Here is an 18172-nt window from a genome sequence, read left to right as displayed (position 1 = left end):
GGCCTGAACTGTTACAAAGATTTCCCGGCGGTCCCGCTCGCTTTGTCCTTTAATATAAGAATCAAAGGAGCAGACATGAACAGGCAAATTTTTGGCGCAAGCGTGGTTCTGGCAGGCTGCCTTGCAGCGGGTGCGGTTCAGGCCGGTGGCGGTACCCAGTGGTCAATCACTGCGGGGAGCCAGTCGCGCGGCGTGGTGATGGTGCCGCAAAGTCAGTTCAGCTACGGGGCGCCGCCCTCGGTTTACAGCCCGCCGCCCCCGGTCTATGCGCCACAGCCGACGTATGGCCCGCCGCCGGTCATCTATGTCCAGCCGCCTCCCTACCCGGTCTATGTCCACCCGCCTGTGCGCGTCGAGTCTTATCCCCATCCCCATGACAGGCACGGCTATCGTGACCATCGTGACCACGGGAGACGCGACTGGAATGACAACCGTCAGGGGCAATGGGGCTACGGATACGGGCAGGGGCAGCAGGGACATGGGCACGGCCACTACCGGCGCTGACCGGGCAAACGGTTTATGATGCGGACTGCGCCGGGACCGGAAGCTCGCGGCGCTTTCGTCCATTGCCTGTTGCCAGAACATGAGTTTCAAACCTGCCCGCACTCTCACCTTCAAATGCAAGAAATGCACGAAGCCGGTCACCGTCTTCCTGCAAAAGGTTTCCGCCTGCTCCCATATCCAGCCGTACCAGGGCATCTGCGCCTGCGGCGAGGTGCACCGCCATGCGACCGGCCAGAAGGAGGCGGTAGCCGCCTACCTGGCATCGGACGGGGAATGGACGCACCATCATCACCACTGATGCACCGCCTTACTGCGGCTTCACCTTCTCGCTGAATACCGGCAGCCATTTCTGCAGGATCCGATAGACGTCGCGGTCGAAGCGGCGGCGTCCGCCTTTCAGCAAGTCTGCTTTCTCCATTTCGTTGTGCGCCGTGCCCAGGTAGGCCCAGCCGTCGACCAGGTGCCACGCGCCGTTCTCGGGGATGGCCACCGGGCCCGGGTAGGGCCAGGCCTGCAGACGCTGCGACTGCAGCGCCGCCCGTACCCGCTGATTGTGTTCCTCCACGCTTTCCAGCCCGATGCATGCGCCGCGGCAGTGCCCTGCCGCACGGGCGCTGCAGGACTTGCCCGCCCGCGTCTTCTCCAAGCCCAGCAGCGCGTGGCATAGCCCCTGGCTGTCGGCCACGGCTCGCAGCGCCTCCCGCGCCTTGGCAGGGTTCGCGTACAGGCCGTACAGCTCCGGATCGTAGGCAAAGAACAGGTCGTCGCTGGTGGCGACAGCACCCTGCAGGGCGCCGCCGCGGGGCAGCAGCCGCCATGCACACGTCTCGTCATCGCCCCGGACATGGTTGTACGGCGTCGCATGCTGGCGCAGCAACGCGGATTCCAGCAGCAGCGCCCCGAGCTCGCCGCTGGTCTCGATCCAATCGACCTCTGCCGTCTCCGCGGCCAGCAACCGGTCGCGTCCCGTCATCCGGTCCTTGCCGAAGAAACCGTAGACCCGCGCCTGCAGGTTGACCGCGCTGCCGATGAACAGCGGCGTACGATCGGCGCCGCGCAGGATATAGACGCCATGCGAGGCGGGCAGGCGGTCGAGTTCCAGTTCTTCGATGCGCGATGGCAGGGCGGGACGGCTGAGCAAGCGCCGCACCGCTTCTTCGATCTGTTCCGGCGCATGCAGATCGTGGATCTTCTGCCAGAACTGCCAGAGGAGCTGCGCGTCGCCCAGTGCCCGGTGCCGTTCGGTCACGTGCAGCGCGTGCCGCTCCGCCACGCTGTCGAGGTTGTGCCGCTCGAAACCGGGAAACAGCCGGCGCGACAGCTTGACCGTGCACAGCACTTCCGGGTGGAAGTCGCGGCCGGTGCGGCGGAAGGCCTGGCGCAGGAAGCCGTAGTCGAAGCGCGCATTGTGCGCGATGAAGATGCGGTCCTCCAGGCGGCGCGCGATGCCGGCCGCCAGCTCGGCGAAGGTCGGCGCGTCGCGCACCATGTCGTCGGTGATGCCGGTCAGCGTCTGGATGAAGGGCGGAATCGGCACCTCCGGGTTGACCAGGCTGCTCCACTCGCGCACGCCGTCCTCGTCGACTTCGATGATGCCGACTTCGGTGATGCGGTCCATGCTTGCGGTGCCGCCCGTCGTCTCCAGGTCGACGAAGGCAAGGCGTGGAAACCGGTGGAGCGATACGTTGTTCAAGCTGGTCCTGTCAGTGTCTGGGCGCCGGGATGTGGCGGAATGGATGTGACTTAGGCGCCGTGCTGCCCGCAGCACGGCCGCGGAATTGGACAGGCAAGCGGGGAATGTCGTTCTGGCCGGCCCGCGTGCCGCCCGGGGTCCGGAAGCCGGCAAAGGAAAAGGCTGTATGCATGCACAGTATTCTAGGGCATTGCCGAACAGGACGTGCGCCGATGTCTCGGGAAAGCAGAGCCGCAGGCATGAAATTGTTATCATAAGCGGTTGTTTTTCCGATCATTGCTTGCCCGTTTCCCTTACCTTCAACAAGAAAAAATCTCCATGAAAAACTTCCTGCGACTGACGCTTGCCGTCGCCACCCTGATGTTTGCCGGCCTCACCCATGCACAACAGGTGCTCCGGGTATCGGCCATTCCGGACGAAGCGCCGACCGAATTGCAGCGCAAATTCAAGCCGCTCGGGAGCTACCTCGAGCAGAAACTCGGCATGAAGGTGGAGTTCGTGCCGGTCACCGATTACGCCGCTTCGGTCGAGGGCCTGGTCAACAACAAGCTGGACATGGTCTGGTTCGGCGGCTTCACCTTCGTGCAGGCCAGCGTGCGCAGCAACGGCAAGGTGATTCCGCTGGTGCAGCGGGCCGAGGACGAGGAGTTCAAGTCGGTCTTCATCACCACGGACAAGTCGATCAACCGGCTGGAGGACCTGAAGGGCAAGACCTTCGCCTTCGGTTCCGAGTCATCGACCTCGGGCCACCTGATGCCGCGCTACTTCCTGCTCGCGGCCAACATCAATCCCGACAGCGACATGAAGCGCGTCGCCTTCTCCGGCGCGCACGACGCGACGGTCGCCGCGGTCGGCGGCGGCAGGGTGGACGCCGGTGTGCTCAACATCTCCGTCTGGGAGAAGCTGCTCTCCCAGGGAAAGGTCGCCAGCACGCTGCGGGTGTTCCACACCACGCCCGGCTACTATGACTACAACTGGTCGGTCCGCAGTGACATGGACCCGGCACTGCGCAAGAAGATCTCGGATGCCTTCCTCGCGCTCAATCCCAACGATGCGCAGGGCAAGGAAATCCTTGCGCTGCAGCGTGCCAGCCGCTTCATCCCGACGCGCACCGAGAACTATGCGTCGATCGAGAAGGCGGCGCGCAACGCCGGCCTGCTGAAGTAATGAGCTTCGACTTGCAGGCCGTCACCGTCCGCCACCGCGTCGGCGGTGACGCGCCCGCGCTGCATGGCATCGACCTGCATCTGGATGCCGGCGAGCAGGTTGCGCTGATCGGCCCCTCGGGCGCCGGCAAGACGACCCTGCTGCATACCCTTGCGCTTGCGCAGCGGCCCGCGAGCGGCAGTTTCGCCGCTTTCGGCCGCGCCGCGTGGTCGCTGTCGGAACGCGAACGCCACCGTTTGCGCGCGCAACTGTTTCTTGCGCCGCAGACGCCGCCGCTCCCGCCGCACCAGCGGGTGGTGGCGGCGGTGCTGGCGGGCCGCCTGCCGCGCTGGACGCTGCGCCGGGCGCTGGCCTCGCTGTTCCGGCCGGCCGAGCCCGAGGTCGCCTACCAGGCGCTGGCCCGCTTCAGCCTGGAGGACAAGCTTTATGCGCGCGTCGACCGCCTGTCCGGCGGCGAGCGCCAGCGCTGCAGCCTTGCACGGCTCCTGGTGTCGGATGCGCGGGCACTGCTGGTCGACGAGCCGCTGTCCGCGCTCGATCCCACGCTCGCGGTGCAGACGCTGCAGGTGCTGCAGCAGGAGGCTGCGGCGCGCGGTGCGCTGCTGGTATGCAGCCTCCACCAGGTGGAACTGGCGCTCGCGCATTTTCCGCGCGTCGTCGGTCTGCGTGGCGGAACGGTTCTGTTCGACGCAGCCGCATCCGACGTCAGCGACGCGATGATCGCCGCGCTCTACCAGAATGACGGCAGCCCCGGCAACGGGGACACGGCGGACGAAGCACGGGATGCAGGTGCGGGCAATCCATCATTGCCGACCGCCCCGGTGACGCGTTGCTTCTGAACGCATGCAGACGCTGCGCATGACTATCCTTTCCCGTCCCGGCCCGCCCCATGCCGACCCCGCGTGGCGCGGCCGGGTGGCTGCCTGCATCCTGCTGCTGGCCATGCTGTGGCCCTTGCTGGTCTGGAGCGAGTTCAAGCCATGGGTGCTGCTGGACGCGCAGAGCCTTGCCGCCACCGGGCTGTTCCTTGCCGCCTTCTTTCCGCCCGCGCATTCCGCGGATTTCCTGCTGCTGATGGCGGAGGCGGCCTGGCAGACGGTAGCGATGGCGACCGCCGGCATGACGCTGGCGCTGGCGGGTGCGATTCCCCTCACGCTGGTCGCCACGGACCGCCTGTCGGTCTCCCGCCTGTCGGGACGCATGCGTTGGCAGGCACGCCTGGTGCGCCAGTGTGCCCGCTGGTGGCTGGTGGTGCTGCGCAGCGTGCCGGAGCTGGTCTGGGCGCTGCTCTTCGTGCGCATCGCCGGCCTCGGCCCGACCGCCGGCGTGCTGGCGATCGCACTGACCTACTGCGGCATGCTCGGCAAGGTGTACGCCGAGATCATCGAGTCCTCCGATCCGCATGCCACCGAGAGCCTGCTGCGTAACGGCAGCGGCCGGCTGGCGGCATTGTTCTACGGTGCGCTGCCCGAATCCGCATCGGAGCTGGTTTCCTACACCGTATATCGTTGGGAGTGCGCAATCCGCGGCTCGGTGGTGATGGGTTTCGTCGGCGCCGGCGGCCTCGGCCAGCGCATGGATGAGTCGATGAAGATGCTGGCCGGCGGCGAAGTCGCGACCATGCTGATCATCTTCATCCTGCTGGTGGCCGCCGCCGACTGGGTCAGCAGGTTTCTGCGGGCGAGGCTGGCGTGAAGCATCCCGCACCTCCTTCGCGCACCGCGACGCTGCTGCTGCTGGCGTTCCTGCTGCTGCTGGTGGTGGCGAGCTTCGCCAGCCTGCCCTTGCAATGGGGAGCCTTGCTCAGTGCCGATGCGCTGCGCGGCGCCACCGAATTCCTGGCCGGGTTTGCCCCCCCCGAGACCGCGCCGCCCTTCCTGCGCAAGACCCTCCATGCCATGCTCGAGACGCTGGCGATGTCGGCACTCGGCACCGGCATCGCCGCCATCGCCGGCGTGCTGCTCGCGCTGCCGGCGAGCGGCCGCACCGGTGGCGCGGCGCGCGCGGCGACGCGGCTGCTGCTCAATGCCACGCGGTCGGTGCCGGAGCTGGTATGGGCCTCGATCCTGCTCGTCGCAGCAGGGCTGGGTCCGTTCGCCGGCACCCTGGCGCTCGCAGTGCACACCAGCGGGGTGCTGGGCAGGCTGTTCGCCGACGCACTGGAGAACACGCCGCCACTGCCGGAGGCAAGTCTGCGCACCAACGGCGTCTCGCGCGCCGCGGCCTTCTTCTATGCGACGCTGCCGCAAATCCTGCCGCAGCTGATGTCGTACACCCTCTATCGATGGGAAAACAATATCCGCGCAGCCGCCGTGCTCGGCGTGGTCGGCGCAGGCGGGCTTGGACAGATGCTGAAGTTCCACCTCTCGCTGTTCCAGATGCAGCAGGCGGCAACCGTCATCATCGCGATGCTGGCCCTGGTGGCCCTGGTCGATGCCCTGAGCTTCGGCCTCCGCCGTGGCCTTGCGCGTTGAGTGCGCGGAGGAATTGCCGAAAGGACTCCGGAACTCCGCTACGCTTTCTGGCATCGAACAGGCGCAGGGTGGGAATTCCTGCGGACAATACGAAGAATGCAGTTGGATGTAAACGTGCAGCCGCACGCGCCTCGCGCCGCTGCGGATTGCTACCTCTTCACATTACAGATTGCCAGCCATGACTACCAAGCCGAAGAAGGGCCGGGTGGGAGTGCTGTTGTTGCTGTCGCTGTGTTTGGGTTCGACAGCCTTTGCGCAACAGTCTTCCGCAGGCGAAAAGAAAGCGTCCTCCTCCCTCAAGTACGAGTCGCCGCACGTCAAGCGCAAGCTCGATCGCTCCGGCAAGGCTCGCCACGGAAAGGCGTCCTACTACCATCAGAAATTCGCGGGCCGCAAGATGGCGGACGGTACGCCCATGGACCCGAATTCGAATATCGCCGCAAGCAAGACCCTGCCGCTCGGGACCATCGCCAAGGTCACCAATCTCGAGAACGGCAAGAGCGAGGTGGTCGAGATCCGCGACCGTGGACCGTACATCGAGGGTCGCATCGTCGACCTTACGCCCAGGACCGCGAAGAAGCTCGAGATCCAGGAGCAGGGCGTCGCCCCGGTCGTGGTCGAACCCATCGAGGTGCCGCAGGCGGACGGCAGCAAACTGCGTGGCGTCGGCTCGGACGTCGAGCTGGCTTCGGGCGAATAGGCGCTCGCCCCAGATTCACGCAGGCCGCATCTCCACGGCGACGCCGCTCAGCACGGCGTTGCCGGAAAGCGGATCGCGCAGCCTCTCGTCCAGGACCTGGTTCAGGTTCGCGCCCGGCCGTTCGGCGGCGACGTGCATTTGTGTCCCCGGCTGATCGTGCCCCCAGCCGTGCGGCAGGCTCACCACACCCGGCATCATCTCGTCACTGATCTGCACCGTGGTTTCGACTGCGCGGCCATCGCGGCTGATGCGCGCCTTGCCGCCATCCTGCAGCCCCAGCCGCTGCGCGTCCGCCGGATGCACGAGCGCGGTGCAGCGGAAGGGCCCCTTCGCCAGGGGCGGCAAATTGTGCATCCAGCTGTTGCAGGAGCGGACCTGACGGCGGCCGACAATGACCAGCGATGCAGGCGGTTCCGCCACCGCCGCACGCACCCGCTGCAAGTCCTGGAGCAGGATCTCTGGCGCAAGCTCCACCTTGCCGCTCGGCGTGCGCAGGATCTCGGGTATGCGCGGCCGCAGCGGGCCGAGGTCGATCCCGCCCGGCGCCTGCCGCAGTTTCTGCAGGTTGATCCCGTCCTCGCGCATGCCGAACATGTCGCCATACGGCCCCATCCGCAGCGCGAAATCGACCTGCCGCTCGGGCCCTTCGAGGTGGGCGGTCGCGGCGAGCACCGCATCCGCATGTTCGCCCGCCACGCGGCGCACATCGGCGGCAAAGGCCTCGTCGTCGAGGCGCAGCACGTCGGCCTGTGCGCCCAGTCCCTGCACGATGGCGGCAAGCCGCAGCAGAATCTGCCATTCGGGCGGGTGGGCCGGATCGCGGGGCAGGACGGGCGCACTGTAGCGCGCATAGTTGCGATACGCGAACTGCGGAAAGGCGACGTCGTAGTGCATCTCCTCCAGCGGCGACAGGCCGGGCAGGATCACGTCCGCGTGGCGCGAAGTCTCGTTGAGGTAGATGTCGACGCTGACCATGAAGTCGAGCTGTTCCAGCGCGGCCGAGAGGCGCGCGCCGTTCGGCGCGGAGAGTACCGGGTTGGCGGCGATCGCAATCAAGGCCCGGACCTGGCCGTCGCCCGGCGTCTCTATCTCTTCGGCCAGGCAAACCAGCGGCAGCTCGCCCATCACTTCCGGCGCGGCCGAGACGCGGCTCCGGCGGCGGCCGATGCCCACGCCCTTGCCGATGCCCGGCTTGCCGGCGGTGTTGGCCGCAAAGGCCGGCGCCTTGGCAAACATCGCGCCGCCTTCGCGGTCGAGATTGCCGGTCAGGACATTGAGTACGTCGACCAGCCAGCTGCACAGCGTGCCGTACTCCTGGGTGCAGGTGCCGAGGCGGCCATAGACGGCGGCGCGCGGCGCTAACGCCAGCTCGCGCGCGATGGTGCGGATCGTGCCGGCCTCGATGCCGCAATGCGGCGCCATGCGTTCCGGCGAAAACGCCTGCGCCGCCGCGCGCACCGTTTCAATCCCGTTGACATGCTCCGCCAGCGTGCCCGGCCGCGCCAGGTCTTCATCGAACAGCGTATGCACCAGGCCGAGCAGGAAGAACACGTCGCCGCCGGGGCGGATGAAATGATGCGCATCTGCCGCCAGCGCGGTCTCGGTCCGGCGCGGATCGATCACGACGATGCGACCACCGCGCAGGCGCATGGCCTTGGCCTTGCCGTGATAGTCGGGCACGGTCCATAGGCTGCCATTGGAAACCAGCGGGTTGGCGCCGAGGACCAGCAGGTAGTCGGTCCGTTCGATATCCGGCACGGGAAAGGAAAGCCAGTGCCCGAATAGCAGTCCCGAGGACAGCTGCTTCGGCATCTGGTCGAGCGTGGAGGCGGAGAACAGGTTGCGCGTGCCGAGCGCGCGCGTCAGGCGCGCGTAATACAGCAGCAGTCCGATCTTGTGCGCCGAAGGATTGCCGATGAGCGCGGCCGCCGCGTCCGGGCCGTGCGCCGCAAGAAGCGGCGGCAGCCGGCGTTCGACTTCCGCGAACGCCTCGTCCCAGGAAACTTCGACGAAGCGGCCGTCGCGTTTGACCAGCGGCCGGCGCAGGCGGTCGGGGTCTTCATGCAGGTCATCGAGAGACGCGCCTTTCGGACAGATATAGCCGCGGCTGAACACGTCGGCGTCATGGCCCCGTATCCCGACCACCTTGTCGCCCCGGATCTTCAGTTCGAGCCCGCAGCATGCCTCGCAAAGAGGGCAGATGCGATGCGCAATGCGTTCCACGGCCTGTTCGTGCATGCCAGTCTCCTCGTGTCGTCCTTGATTGTTGCCGTGCGTGTCGCGGCCACTTATTGTCGGCCTATTATGCGCGTCGCGCGATGACCTTGCAGGGACTTGACTTTGCGTCCGCCCATGCTTGCGCGAAGCGGGCGGGCCTGGATGGGAACCTTCCCCTGCGCATGCTCCTCCTACCTGTGCAGCCGCATTACCCAGTCCCGTTGCAAGCAGGTCCTTACTGTCAGCCGGAGCAAGCAATGCCCTCATCCGCACGCGCCCCCAAGCATTTTTCCATGATCCGCGGCTTCCACCTCGCGGACTTCTTCACGCTGGCCAACGCCGCCTGCGGCGTGGCCGGCGTGTTCCTGGCGATGCTCTACCTGAGCAGCAGGGAGCAGGTGCACTTCCTGGCGGCGGCGGCGATGGCACCGGCAGCCTTCCTCTTCGACGTGCTGGACGGACGGATCGCCCGGTGGCGGCGGCAGCATTCTGCACTCGGGCGCGAACTCGACTCGCTCGCCGACGTGATCTCCTTCGGCGTGGCGCCGGCGGCGCTGGCATTTGCAGCCGGCATGGGCGGCTTGTGGGACTGGGTCGCGCTGATCTACTTCGTCTGCTGCGGCGTGAGTCGGCTGGCACGTTTCAACGTGACGGCGGAAAGCCTCGCGGAAGGCGGCGACAAGGTGAAGTACTTTGAAGGCACCCCGATCCCGACCAGCGTGCTGCTGACCGCGATCCTGGCATTTGCTGCCTGGCAGGGGCGGATCGGGAATGCGCTGTATTGGGGAGAATGGCAGCTTCCCGGCGGCGTGCTGCATCCGCTTTCGCTGCTGTTCGTGCTATCGGGCAGCCTGATGATCAGCAAGACATTCCGGATTCCGAAGGTCTGAGCGCCGCCTCCGACCCTTGCTGCCGCTCAAACCGGGCACCCCGCCTTGCTCTAGACTCGTGCCACTTGGAACAGGAGAACCAGATGACACGCCAGGAAACGCCGTTCGAGCAGGTAAGCTACGACCTGAACAAATTCAGGGAACGCAGGATGGCGGAGCGCCGCGCAACCCCGCGTGGCACAGCCGATCGGCGCGCCGCACCCGCGGGCGATGATGCTGGCGCACCCGGCGGCGCCGGAGTCACGCAGGAGCCTGATTCCGACGAGACCCGGGCCTGATCCTTCAGGCGTGCGCCGCCTGGTCGTGGCGGCGCTGGGTGCGGTAGGCCCGCACCGGCGTGGACTTGCGCTCGGGCAGGCCGTGCCCCATGTTGCCGAGCCAGTAGCGGGTATTCGTATCCCCCATCATCAGCCGCAGTTCACGGATGCTGATCTCGGTTGCCTCGTGCGCCGCCAGCAGCAATGCGGAGTTGACCGCCACCTGCTTGTGGCGGATCTTGCTGATCGTCGAGGGCGGGATATGCAGCATGCGCGCCAGCGCGGCGTCGCTGCCGGCCTCGAGTTTTTCCATCAGCGTGTCGAGCAAATGGTTCGGCGTGTAGTTGGCCTGATCGACCAGTCCGGATTTTTTTCTCATCAGATGCTCCCTGTTCAAGAACGAGCAATTTTGCCTTGGCGAAACATCTTCCGAACATCCAACGCGAACGGAGCTTGATTTCGCGCAAGCTCCGCCCTGTCCCGGACAAGGTTACTGCGACTTCTCCGCTTCATCCGGCGCGTACCGGGTGTTCTCCAGGTCGGCGCGGGTCGAATGCCTGCGCATCCTGATATTCAGCATTTCAACGACGACCGAGAACGCCATCGCGCTGTAGATATATCCCTTCGGGATGTGATGGCCGAAACCTTCGGCAATCAGCACCACCGACACCACTACCAGGAAGGACAGCGCCAGCATCTTGATCGTCGGATGCTCGGACACGAAGCGGCCAATCGGGCCCGCAAAGAACATCATCAGGGCCACGGACACGATGACTGCCGCGATCATCACCTCGATCTGGTCGACCATGCCGACGGCGGTAATGATGGAGTCCAACGAGAACACCAGGTCAATCACCACGATCTGCAACACGATGCCGGTAAAGGTGGCCTTCACGGCGCTCTGCTTGGTCCCGGTCGCACCCTCGAAGGATTCATGGATCTCGCCGACGCTCTTGTACAGCAGGAACAGGCCGCCCAGCAGCAGCACCAGGTCGCGTCCCGAGAAGCCCTGCCCGAGCACCGTGAACAGCGGCTGCGTCATGCTGACGATCCACGACAGGGTCAGCAGCAGGCCGATACGCATGAACATCGCCAGGAACAGGCCGAGGCGGCGGGTGAATTCCTGCCTTTCCTTGGGAAGCTTGTCGACGAGGATGGAAATGAAGATGATGTTGTCGATGCCGAGCACCAGTTCGAGTGCGGTGAGCGTGAAGAATGCGATCCATACCTGCGGATCGGCGAGCAGTTCGACCATGTGATTTTCCTTTGCGTAAACGAACGATTTCTCACAGTCCTGCCAGGCTTGGACTGTGAGAAGCCGCTCTGGTTTGAAAAAGGCGGCGCCGGATGGCGCCGCCTGGATCGGTATCGGGTACCGTTTACTCGTTGCTGGCGAAACCGAGCAGGTGCAGCAGGCTCGTGAACAGGTTGAAGATCGCCACGAACAGGCTGACCGTCGCCATCACGTAGTTGGTCTCGCCGCCCCGCACGATCTGGTTGGTCTCGTACAGGATCAGGCCCGACATCAGCAGCACGAACACGGCGGAGACGGTCAGCGACAGCGCCGGGATCTGCAGGAACACTGCCGCCAGGCCGGCCAGGAAGGCAACGAGGATGCCGACCGTCAGGAAGCCGCCCATGAAGGACAGGTCGCGTCGCGTCGTCGTCGCGTAGGCCGACAGGGCGACGAAGACCGCGGCGGTGCCGCCCATGGCCAGCATGACCGTCTGGCTGCCGTTGGGCATGCTCAGGTAGTGGCTGATGACCGGGCCCAGGGTGTAGCCCATGAAGCCGGTCAGGGCGAACACCAGGGCGACGCCGAGGCCGCGGTCACGATAGCGCGTGACCAGGAAGAGCAGGCCGAAATAGCCCGCCAGCGTCAGCAGGATACCCGGGCGGGGCAGCTGCAGGGCGGCGGCGGCGCCGGCGACCAGGGCGCTGAAGCCCAGCGTCAGGGACAGCAGCAGGTAGGTGTTGCGCAGCACCCTGCGGGCGCTGCCGTCGATGACGGCGGTGGAAGCGGCAGCTCCAAAGGCGGTGCTGCGCAGCGGGGTATGGCGGTCGTTCATGATATGTCCTTTCGTGATGTTGAAACAGTCAAGCCGTGAAATTGCATCTCTTGCATCGGGACCCTCCTGTCAAATCATGGCAGACATGATATAAGGGCATGCTGTGTTCGGAAAAGCGAACATAAACGGACAATGACTTCGGAAAATACAGTATGAAGACCACCGGCCTCAATTTTCGCCACCTCTACTATTTCTGGGTGGTGGCCAAGGAGGGCAGCGTCACCCGCGCGGCCGAGCGCCTCGACGTGGCGATCCAGACCATCAGCGCGCAGATCGCGCTGCTCGAACAATCAATCGGCAAGTCCCTGCTGGCGCCGCAGGGCCGCCGGCTGGTGCTGACGGAAGCCGGCCGCATTGCCCTTTCCTACGCCGACCAGATCTTTCTGCTGGGCGAGCAGCTGCAGGAAGTGCTGACCGAAGCGGACATCGGCAAGACCATGCGGCTGACGGTCGGGCTGTCCGACTCGCTGCCCAAGCTGACCGCCTCGCGCCTGCTCGAAGCAGCGCTCAAGCTGCCCCAGAAGGTGAAGCTGGTGTGCCACGAGGACGACTTCGAATCCCTGCTCGGCGATCTCTCGGTGCATAAACTGGATGTGGTGCTGACCGACCGTCCGGTTCCATCCGGCACCACGCTGCGGGTCTTCAGCCACCTGCTGGGGGAAAGCGACATCTCGCTGTTCGGCAGGCCCGAGCTTGCAGAACGCTACATTGCCGGCTTCCCCGGCAGCTTGAAGGGGGCGCCCGTGCTGCTGCCGACGCGCAACCACGCGGTGCGCGGCCGGATCGACCACTGGTTCGAGACGCATGACGTGCGGCCGGACGTGGTCGGCGAGTTCGACGACAATGCACTGCTCAACACTTTCGGCAGCCATGGCCTCGGGCTGTTTCCGGCGTCGTCCGCGCTGGGGGAGGCGGTGAAGGAGGAATTTGGTGCGGTCGCGGTCGGCGAGCTGACTGCCGTGCATGAGCAGTTCTATGCGATCTCCAACGAGCGCAAGATCAAGCATCCGGCGATCGAAGCGATCCTCAGTGCAAGCCACGGCGGCGTGTTCGGACGCGGGTAGGAACTTGCGCGGCGGCGCGCTGCTCGAACCCGGACGAAAGTACAAACCGGGAGAGAACGTGCGCCGACCACCGATCCGTCATGCCGCGCTGCTCGCGGCACTCCTGTACTGCATTGCGCCGGGGCCCTACGCCCAGGACGGGCAACAGCAACCGCAACAGCCGCAACAGTCCCAACCTTCGCAACAGACGCCATCGCAGGGAGAGACCCGGGCTCCGGTCGAGACGACGCTGGAACTGGCGGCGTCCGCGAAGCCGGCGCGGGCGGCGACGGGCGGAACGGTCCAGTTCATCGGCAACGCCACGGTGCTGATCCGCTACGGCGACCTCACCATCCTCACCGATCCCAATTTCCTGCACAAGGGCGACCATGTGCACCTCGGCTACGGCCTCAAGTCACAGCGCCTCACCGATCCCGCGATCCCGTTCGACAAGCTTCCCGCCATCGACCTGGTGCTGCTGTCGCACCTGCACGGCGACCATTTCGACCAGCTGGTGCAGCAGAAGATGCGGCGCGATGTGCCTATCGTGACGACGCCGGAGGCGGCGGAAGGCCTGCGCGAGCTGGGCTTCGAAAAGCGCCACGCGCTGCGCCACTGGGACTCGCTGCTGGTCCGCAAGGGCGGGACCACCCTGCGCATCACCGGCATGCCGGCGCGGCACGGGCCGCCGGGCGGGGCGGTCGCGCTACCGGAAACCATGGGGTCGATGCTGGAGTTCGAGGCCGGCGCCAACGCCCCGCGCTACCGCATGTACATCAGCGGCGACACCCTCGTCTACGAGGACATCGAGGCCATTCCGCGCCGCTATCCGGATATCGACCTCGCGCTGCTGCATCTGGGCGGCACCCGCATCCTCGGCGTGGTCAAGGTGACGATGGATGGCAAGGACGGCGTGAAGATGCTGCAGCTGGTGGCGCCCCACCACGCCATCCCGATCCACTACAACGATTACGACGTGTTCAAGTCGCCGCTTTCCGAGTTTCAGCAGGAGGTGAAGGCGGCCGGGCTGGACGGCAAGGTCACCTACCTGAAGCACGGCGATACCTACAAGTTCCGCCTGCGCAAGCCCTGATGCTCAGCCTGCCGCACGGGCGTCGGCAACCAGTCCCGCCGCGAGTGCCAGCATGACGAGGCCGATGCAGCCGTCCAGCATCCTCCATGCGGCCGGACGCGCGAACCACGGCGCCAGCAGGCGCGCGCCATAGCCGAGCAGCGGAAACCAGGCAAAGGCGGCACACATCGCGCCGAGCGCAAACCACCACTTCCCCTGGTCGCCCTGCTGGCCGCCGACGGCGCCGAGAAGCACGACCGTGTCCAGGTACACATGCGGATTGAGCAGGGTGACGGCAAGCGTCGCCGCCAGGGCGCCGCGCAGGCTGCCGTCATCCCCGGCGTGCTCGCGGGGATGCAGCGCCCCGCTACGAAAAGCGTTGCGCCATGCACGCAAGCCATAGGCGGCAAGAAAGAGGGCGCCGCCCCAGCGTGCTGCAGCCAGCAAGGTCGGGTTGGCCTGCACCGCGCCCCCGACGCCTGCCACGCCGCCGGCGATCAGCATTGCCTCGCACAGCATGCAGACCGCGACCACGAGGCCGACCCGCCGGCGCAGCAATCCCATCCGCAGCACATGCGCATTCTGCGATCCGATCGCGAGGATCAGTCCGGCGCCGAGGCCGAGGCCCTTGAGGTAACTCGACAGCATGCATCCTCCTGTGTTGGCATGTCCGCATTCTGCCCTGTCGTCCGTCTTCCATTAAGCGCATTAAGTAGAATTGGGCAATGCTTAGCAATTTTTAAGAAAGCGAGGGGGAGGCGATGGATCTCGACGGCAGGCAGTGCGCGGCCCTGCAGGCGGTGCTGCAAAGTGGCAGCTTCGAGCGGGCGGCGGAGATACTGCACATCACGCCTTCCGCCGTGTCGCAGCGCGTGCGTGCGCTCGAGACCACGCTGGGCGAACCGCTGGTGGTGCGCAGCCGGCCCTGCCGTCCGACGTCGTCCGGCCGCCGACTGCTGCAATTCCTGCTGCGCGTGCGGGCGCTGGAGCAGGACCTGCAGGCCGACCTGGACAAGCGGGAGGACCTTCCCGTGGCGCTGGCGATCGCGGTGAATGCCGATACCCTGGGAAGCTGGCTACTGCCGGCGCTGGCGCCCTTCCTGCGGCGCGAGCGTATCCTGCTCGACCTCGTGGTCGACGACCAGGACCACACCTACGCGTTGCTGGAGGCCGGCCTCGCCCTTGGCTGCATCTCGACCGAGGCGCAGGCGATGCGCGGCTGCACGGCGGCGCCGCTGGGGAGCATGCGCTACCGCTGCATGGCGTCGCCCGCCTTCCGCGCCGAATGGTTCGCGCAAGGCATGACCAGGGCAGCGGCGCGCAAGGCGCCGGTGGTCGCTTTCAACCGCAAGGACCGGCTGCAGGCCGATTTCCTGCAGCGCCACTTCGGCCTTCCCGACGGCGCCTATCCGGTCCATGCGATTCCCGCGTCCGAACCGTTCATGCAGGCGATCGCCCTCGGCCTGGGCTGGGGCATGCTGCCGGAGCTGCAGGCGCATGCGCTGTGCGCGGAGGGCAGGCTGGTCGACCTGGCGCCGCAGCGCGCGGTGGACGTCGCGCTGTACTGGCACTGCTGGAAGGTGCAGGCCCCGCGCATGGAGCGGCTGTCGGCCGCGGTGGTGGACAGCGCGCGGCGGCTGCTGCGGTGACGTCCCGGCGGCGCCGCGCTACACTGCGGTCATGTCCAGCAAGGAACCCTGGCGCATCGTCCGCCTGCTCGCCCTGACACAGCTCGTCTCCTGGGGGTCGCTGTTCTATGCGTTCGCGATCCTGGCGAACGACATCGAGCGCGAACTCGGATGGCGCACGGAAGCGGTGTTCGGGGCCTATTCCTGGAGCCTGTTGCTGGCCGGGCTGGCCGCGACGCCGGCCGGCATGCTGATCGACCGTTTCGGCGGCAGGACGGTGATGGCGTGCGGTTCGGTGCTGGCGGCAGCGGGCATGGCGCTGGTGGGCAGCAGCGCGTCTCTGTCCGGATACTTCCTCGGCTGGAGCCTGGTCGGCGTCGCCATGGCAGCCGTGCTGTACGAGGCGGCGTTCGCCACCATCAACCGGGAGTTCCTGCATGCGGCGCGCAAGGGCATCTCCCTGCTCACGCTGTTCGGCGGACTGGCGAGCACGGTGTTCTGGCCGCTGACGCTGAAGCTGAACCAGCTGGTCGGCTGGCGCGACACGCTGCTGATCTATGCCGCCGTGCAGCTGTTGCTGTGCGCGCCGGCGCACCTGCTGCTCGGTGCCCCCGGGCCGCGGCGCCGGCATGCGAAACCGGATGCCGCGGGAGCCACACTGGGCGAGGCGCTGCGCACGCCGGCCTTCTGGAAGCTGGCAATCGCCTTCTCCTGCAACCTGTTCATCTTCTCCGGGCTGGCGGTGCACCTGATCCCGCTGCTGCAGCGGCTCGGCCATAGCGCGACCGCCGCGGTGCTGGTGTCCACGCTGATCGGCCCGATGCAGGTCGCCGGGCGTATCGCCGAGCTGGCCTTCGCGTCGCGGCTGCGTGCGCAGACCGTCGGCAAGCTGACCTTTGCCGTGTTGCCGGCGGCGCTGCTGGCGCTGCTGTTCTTCGGCGAGCACCAGCCGGCGGTGGCCCTGTTCTGCATGCTGTACGGCGCCAGCAACGGCGTGTTGACCATCGTGCGCGGCACCCTGCCGCAGGAATTGTTCGGGCGCGACAACTACGGCGCGATCGCGGGCGCGCTGGGCGGGCCGGCGCTGGTGGCCAAGGCCGCCGGCCCGCTGGCGGCGGCAGCCATTGTCGGTTGGAACCCGTCGCCTGTCTGGCTGCTCGGCATCATGCTCGCCGTGTCGCTGTTCTCGCTGCTGTGCTTCATGGCGGCGACCGGGCCGACCCACGCGCGCGCCGCCGCCTCTGCGCCGGACCTATAATCGGCGCTTTCAACGGAGGCAGCCGATGGACAAGACGCAGCAGGACGAGCAGTTCGAGCAGGGCTTGCAGAAGCGCAAGCAGGTGATGGGGGAAGACTTCGTGGAGCGCGCCTTTGCCGGGGCCGACGACTTCACGATGCCGCTGCAGGAGTTCGTCACCCGCAACGCCTGGGGCACGGTCTGGTGCCGCGACGGCCTGGACATGAAGACACGCAGCCTCATCACCGTATCGATGCTGACCGCGCTCGGGCGCGCCCAGGAACTCAAGGGCCATCTGCGGGGCGCGCTGAACAACGGCGCCACGCCGGAGGAGATCCGCGAAGTGCTGCTGCACGCGGCCGTCTATTGCGGCGCGCCGCTGGCGGTCGACGCCTTCCGCACGGCGCAGGAAGTGGTCGCCGCCTGGCAGGCATCGCGCTCCGCCAAGGACTAGGGCGCAGGCACGTTCCCTGCATGGCCCCGGTGAAGCGCCGCGTCGCAGGCGCCCTGCCGAGGAGGACTTGTCATGGCCATGTTCTTGCACCGGTTCATGGCTGCGCTGTGCGCAGCCTGTCTGCTTGCCGCCTGCGGCGGCCACGACGACGACGTTCCCCTTGTCACCGCCACCATCCTCAACGGCGAGGAACAGGTGCCGGCAAACGGCAGTACCGCACTGGCGAGCGGGGCGGCCACGTTCGACTGGGACGGCGGCCTGCTTATCGCCAGCGTCTACAGCCCCGACGTCACGCCGACCGAAGTCCACCTGCATGACGCGTCCGGCGGCGGCGGAACGGTCGTGGCGCCGCTGGGCAGGGTTGGCGCAACGGCAGTGTGGCAGGCGAGCGTCGTGCTCAGCGACGCACAGTTGCGTGCCCTTGAAGTCGGTAATTTCTACTTCGACGTGCACACCGCAACCTACCCGGCCGGCGAGATCCGCGGCCGGCTGTTCCGTGCCTTCCCGCCGCAGGAGCATGTGCTCGCGTTGCAACAGGCGGCGCCACAGTCGCTGCTGCTGGCGGAACAGTTGCGCCAGCTGGACGACTATGAAGACTGGTGGCACGGCGGCAGATCGGGCGTCGGTCTTGGCCTGAGCTTCGGCTTCTGACGCGCGCCCACCCTTATTCCTTTTTGATCTGGATCAAATCCAAAAGCCTCCCGCATCCGCTATAAACGTTGCTATATGGAAACACGTTCGGCGGCGGGACCAGGTGCGCCGGGCCA

At 66.5% G+C, this 18172-nt stretch carries 21 protein-coding genes; 15 read left to right on the top strand and 6 right to left on the bottom strand.

The annotated features are described in order from the left end of the window. Positions 1 to 75: 75 nt before the first annotated feature. Positions 76 to 504, top strand: coding sequence for a hypothetical protein (locus VIM12_RS01715; protein WP_331939877.1), 429 nt, complete (start codon positions 76 to 78; stop codon positions 502 to 504). Positions 505 to 583: 79 nt separating this feature from the next. Continuing rightward, positions 584 to 802, top strand: a complete 219-nt coding sequence (locus VIM12_RS01710) for a hypothetical protein (RefSeq protein ID WP_331939876.1) — start codon at positions 584 to 586, stop codon at positions 800 to 802. A 9-nt stretch (positions 803 to 811) separates the two neighbouring features. Here the strand turns inward: VIM12_RS01710 and VIM12_RS01705 are convergent, their stop codons facing one another. Then, a complete protein-coding gene (locus VIM12_RS01705) occupies positions 812 to 2197 on the bottom strand; it encodes an exonuclease domain-containing protein (protein ID WP_331939875.1) in 1386 nt (461 codons plus the stop codon). Between the two features lie 318 nt (positions 2198 to 2515). Here VIM12_RS01705 and VIM12_RS01700 point away from each other — a divergent pair, with 318 nt between their 5' ends. The 5 genes from VIM12_RS01700 to VIM12_RS01680 all read left to right on the top strand — a co-directional run bounded on the left by VIM12_RS01700 (position 2516) and on the right by VIM12_RS01680 (position 6538). Further along, complete coding sequence (locus VIM12_RS01700) at positions 2516 to 3364, top strand: putative selenate ABC transporter substrate-binding protein (RefSeq protein ID WP_331939874.1); 849 nt, start codon at positions 2516 to 2518, stop codon at positions 3362 to 3364. Further along, positions 3364 to 4203 carry a phosphonate ABC transporter ATP-binding protein gene (locus VIM12_RS01695; protein ID WP_331939873.1) on the top strand — a complete coding sequence of 280 codons (840 nt, stop codon included), beginning with the start codon at positions 3364 to 3366 and terminating at the stop codon, positions 4201 to 4203. The genes VIM12_RS01700 and VIM12_RS01695 overlap by 1 nt, the downstream gene beginning before the upstream one ends. Positions 4204 to 4222: 19 nt before the next feature. After that, complete coding sequence (locus tag VIM12_RS01690; RefSeq protein ID WP_331939872.1) at positions 4223 to 5059, top strand: ABC transporter permease; 837 nt, start codon at positions 4223 to 4225, stop codon at positions 5057 to 5059. Further along, on the top strand, positions 5056 to 5838 hold the full coding sequence (gene phnE, locus VIM12_RS01685; protein ID WP_331939871.1) for a phosphonate ABC transporter, permease protein PhnE: 783 nt from the start codon (positions 5056 to 5058) through the stop codon (positions 5836 to 5838). The genes VIM12_RS01690 and phnE overlap by 4 nt, the downstream gene beginning before the upstream one ends. Positions 5839 to 6016: 178 nt before the next feature. Then, positions 6017 to 6538 carry a septal ring lytic transglycosylase RlpA family protein gene (locus VIM12_RS01680; RefSeq protein WP_331939870.1) on the top strand — a complete coding sequence of 174 codons (522 nt, stop codon included), beginning with the start codon at positions 6017 to 6019 and terminating at the stop codon, positions 6536 to 6538. Positions 6539 to 6553: 15 nt separating this feature from the next. Here the strand turns inward: VIM12_RS01680 and VIM12_RS01675 are convergent, their stop codons facing one another. Next, a complete protein-coding gene (locus VIM12_RS01675; RefSeq protein ID WP_331939869.1) occupies positions 6554 to 8776 on the bottom strand; it encodes a molybdopterin-dependent oxidoreductase in 2223 nt (740 codons plus the stop codon). A gap of 236 nt (positions 8777 to 9012) precedes the next feature. On the opposite strand from VIM12_RS01675, the gene VIM12_RS01670 reads away from it, so the two are divergent. Together VIM12_RS01670 and VIM12_RS01665 are read left to right on the top strand one after the other, a co-directional pair. Then, on the top strand, positions 9013 to 9645 hold the full coding sequence (locus VIM12_RS01670) for a CDP-alcohol phosphatidyltransferase family protein (RefSeq protein WP_331939868.1): 633 nt from the start codon (positions 9013 to 9015) through the stop codon (positions 9643 to 9645). A gap of 83 nt (positions 9646 to 9728) precedes the next feature. Continuing rightward, positions 9729 to 9923, top strand: a complete 195-nt coding sequence (locus VIM12_RS01665; protein ID WP_331939867.1) for a hypothetical protein — start codon at positions 9729 to 9731, stop codon at positions 9921 to 9923. Between the two features lie 4 nt (positions 9924 to 9927). Here VIM12_RS01665 and VIM12_RS01660 read toward each other — a convergent pair whose 3' ends face one another. From VIM12_RS01660 to VIM12_RS01650, 3 genes are all read right to left on the bottom strand, one after another. After that, complete coding sequence (locus VIM12_RS01660; RefSeq protein ID WP_331939866.1) at positions 9928 to 10281, bottom strand: hypothetical protein; 354 nt, start codon at positions 10279 to 10281, stop codon at positions 9928 to 9930. 111 nt (positions 10282 to 10392) lie between these two features. Then, entirely contained in the window at positions 10393 to 11157 is a 765-nt protein-coding gene (locus VIM12_RS01655; protein ID WP_331939865.1) for a TerC family protein, read from the bottom strand. Positions 11158 to 11281: 124 nt separating this feature from the next. Then, positions 11282 to 11971, bottom strand: a complete 690-nt coding sequence (locus tag VIM12_RS01650) for a Bax inhibitor-1/YccA family protein (RefSeq protein WP_331939864.1) — start codon at positions 11969 to 11971, stop codon at positions 11282 to 11284. Between the two features lie 152 nt (positions 11972 to 12123). Here VIM12_RS01650 and nhaR point away from each other — a divergent pair, with 152 nt between their 5' ends. Both nhaR and VIM12_RS01640 read left to right on the top strand, forming a co-directional pair. After that, complete coding sequence (gene nhaR / locus VIM12_RS01645) at positions 12124 to 13035, top strand: transcriptional activator NhaR (RefSeq protein ID WP_331939863.1); 912 nt, start codon at positions 12124 to 12126, stop codon at positions 13033 to 13035. A 58-nt stretch (positions 13036 to 13093) separates the two neighbouring features. Then, entirely contained in the window at positions 13094 to 14107 is a 1014-nt protein-coding gene (locus VIM12_RS01640) for an MBL fold metallo-hydrolase (RefSeq protein ID WP_331939862.1), read from the top strand. A 3-nt stretch (positions 14108 to 14110) separates the two neighbouring features. Here VIM12_RS01640 and VIM12_RS01635 read toward each other — a convergent pair whose 3' ends face one another. Beyond that, positions 14111 to 14734, bottom strand: coding sequence for a LysE/ArgO family amino acid transporter (locus VIM12_RS01635; protein WP_331939861.1), 624 nt, complete (start codon positions 14732 to 14734; stop codon positions 14111 to 14113). Between the two features lie 113 nt (positions 14735 to 14847). On the opposite strand from VIM12_RS01635, the gene VIM12_RS01630 reads away from it, so the two are divergent. The 4 genes from VIM12_RS01630 to VIM12_RS01615 all read left to right on the top strand — a co-directional run bounded on the left by VIM12_RS01630 (position 14848) and on the right by VIM12_RS01615 (position 18056). Further along, positions 14848 to 15735 carry a LysR family transcriptional regulator ArgP gene (locus tag VIM12_RS01630; protein ID WP_331939860.1) on the top strand — a complete coding sequence of 296 codons (888 nt, stop codon included), beginning with the start codon at positions 14848 to 14850 and terminating at the stop codon, positions 15733 to 15735. A 31-nt stretch (positions 15736 to 15766) separates the two neighbouring features. Next, positions 15767 to 16972, top strand: coding sequence for an MFS transporter (locus tag VIM12_RS01625; RefSeq protein WP_331939859.1), 1206 nt, complete (start codon positions 15767 to 15769; stop codon positions 16970 to 16972). Between the two features lie 25 nt (positions 16973 to 16997). Beyond that, positions 16998 to 17405, top strand: coding sequence for a 4-carboxymuconolactone decarboxylase (gene pcaC, locus VIM12_RS01620; protein WP_331939858.1), 408 nt, complete (start codon positions 16998 to 17000; stop codon positions 17403 to 17405). Between the two features lie 72 nt (positions 17406 to 17477). Further along, the gene (locus VIM12_RS01615; RefSeq protein WP_331939857.1) at positions 17478 to 18056 is read left to right on the top strand and encodes a CHRD domain-containing protein; all 579 of its coding nucleotides are present in this window, start codon (positions 17478 to 17480) and stop codon (positions 18054 to 18056) included. Positions 18057 to 18172 lie beyond the last annotated feature (116 nt).

Source organism: Noviherbaspirillum sp. (genome assembly GCF_036563305.1).
GTDB lineage: Bacteria > Pseudomonadota > Gammaproteobacteria > Burkholderiales > Burkholderiaceae_D > Noviherbaspirillum.
This window is presented reverse-complemented; position numbering and strand designations above follow the sequence as displayed.

Excerpts from the sequence above, each read along its gene's own strand:
- VIM12_RS01715 (WP_331939877.1), top strand. The coding sequence starts at position 76 with ATGAACAGGCAAATTTTTGGCGCAAGCGTGGTTCTGGCAGGCTGCCTT.
- VIM12_RS01710 (WP_331939876.1), top strand. The coding sequence starts at position 584 with ATGAGTTTCAAACCTGCCCGCACTCTCACCTTCAAATGCAAGAAATGC.
- VIM12_RS01700 (WP_331939874.1), top strand. The coding sequence starts at position 2,516 with ATGAAAAACTTCCTGCGACTGACGCTTGCCGTCGCCACCCTGATGTTT.
- VIM12_RS01695 (WP_331939873.1), top strand. The coding sequence starts at position 3,364 with ATGAGCTTCGACTTGCAGGCCGTCACCGTCCGCCACCGCGTCGGCGGT.
- VIM12_RS01690 (WP_331939872.1), top strand. The coding sequence starts at position 4,223 with ATGACTATCCTTTCCCGTCCCGGCCCGCCCCATGCCGACCCCGCGTGG.
- VIM12_RS01680 (WP_331939870.1), top strand. The coding sequence starts at position 6,017 with ATGACTACCAAGCCGAAGAAGGGCCGGGTGGGAGTGCTGTTGTTGCTG.
- VIM12_RS01675 (WP_331939869.1), bottom strand. The coding sequence starts at position 8,776 with ATGCACGAACAGGCCGTGGAACGCATTGCGCATCGCATCTGCCCTCTT.
- VIM12_RS01670 (WP_331939868.1), top strand. The coding sequence starts at position 9,013 with ATGCCCTCATCCGCACGCGCCCCCAAGCATTTTTCCATGATCCGCGGC.
- VIM12_RS01665 (WP_331939867.1), top strand. The coding sequence starts at position 9,729 with ATGACACGCCAGGAAACGCCGTTCGAGCAGGTAAGCTACGACCTGAAC.
- VIM12_RS01660 (WP_331939866.1), bottom strand. The coding sequence starts at position 10,281 with ATGAGAAAAAAATCCGGACTGGTCGATCAGGCCAACTACACGCCGAAC.
- VIM12_RS01655 (WP_331939865.1), bottom strand. The coding sequence starts at position 11,157 with ATGGTCGAACTGCTCGCCGATCCGCAGGTATGGATCGCATTCTTCACG.
- VIM12_RS01650 (WP_331939864.1), bottom strand. The coding sequence starts at position 11,971 with ATGAACGACCGCCATACCCCGCTGCGCAGCACCGCCTTTGGAGCTGCC.
- nhaR (WP_331939863.1), top strand. The coding sequence starts at position 12,124 with ATGAAGACCACCGGCCTCAATTTTCGCCACCTCTACTATTTCTGGGTG.
- VIM12_RS01635 (WP_331939861.1), bottom strand. The coding sequence starts at position 14,734 with ATGCTGTCGAGTTACCTCAAGGGCCTCGGCCTCGGCGCCGGACTGATC.
- VIM12_RS01630 (WP_331939860.1), top strand. The coding sequence starts at position 14,848 with ATGGATCTCGACGGCAGGCAGTGCGCGGCCCTGCAGGCGGTGCTGCAA.
- VIM12_RS01625 (WP_331939859.1), top strand. The coding sequence starts at position 15,767 with ATGTCCAGCAAGGAACCCTGGCGCATCGTCCGCCTGCTCGCCCTGACA.
- pcaC (WP_331939858.1), top strand. The coding sequence starts at position 16,998 with ATGGACAAGACGCAGCAGGACGAGCAGTTCGAGCAGGGCTTGCAGAAG.
- VIM12_RS01615 (WP_331939857.1), top strand. The coding sequence starts at position 17,478 with ATGGCCATGTTCTTGCACCGGTTCATGGCTGCGCTGTGCGCAGCCTGT.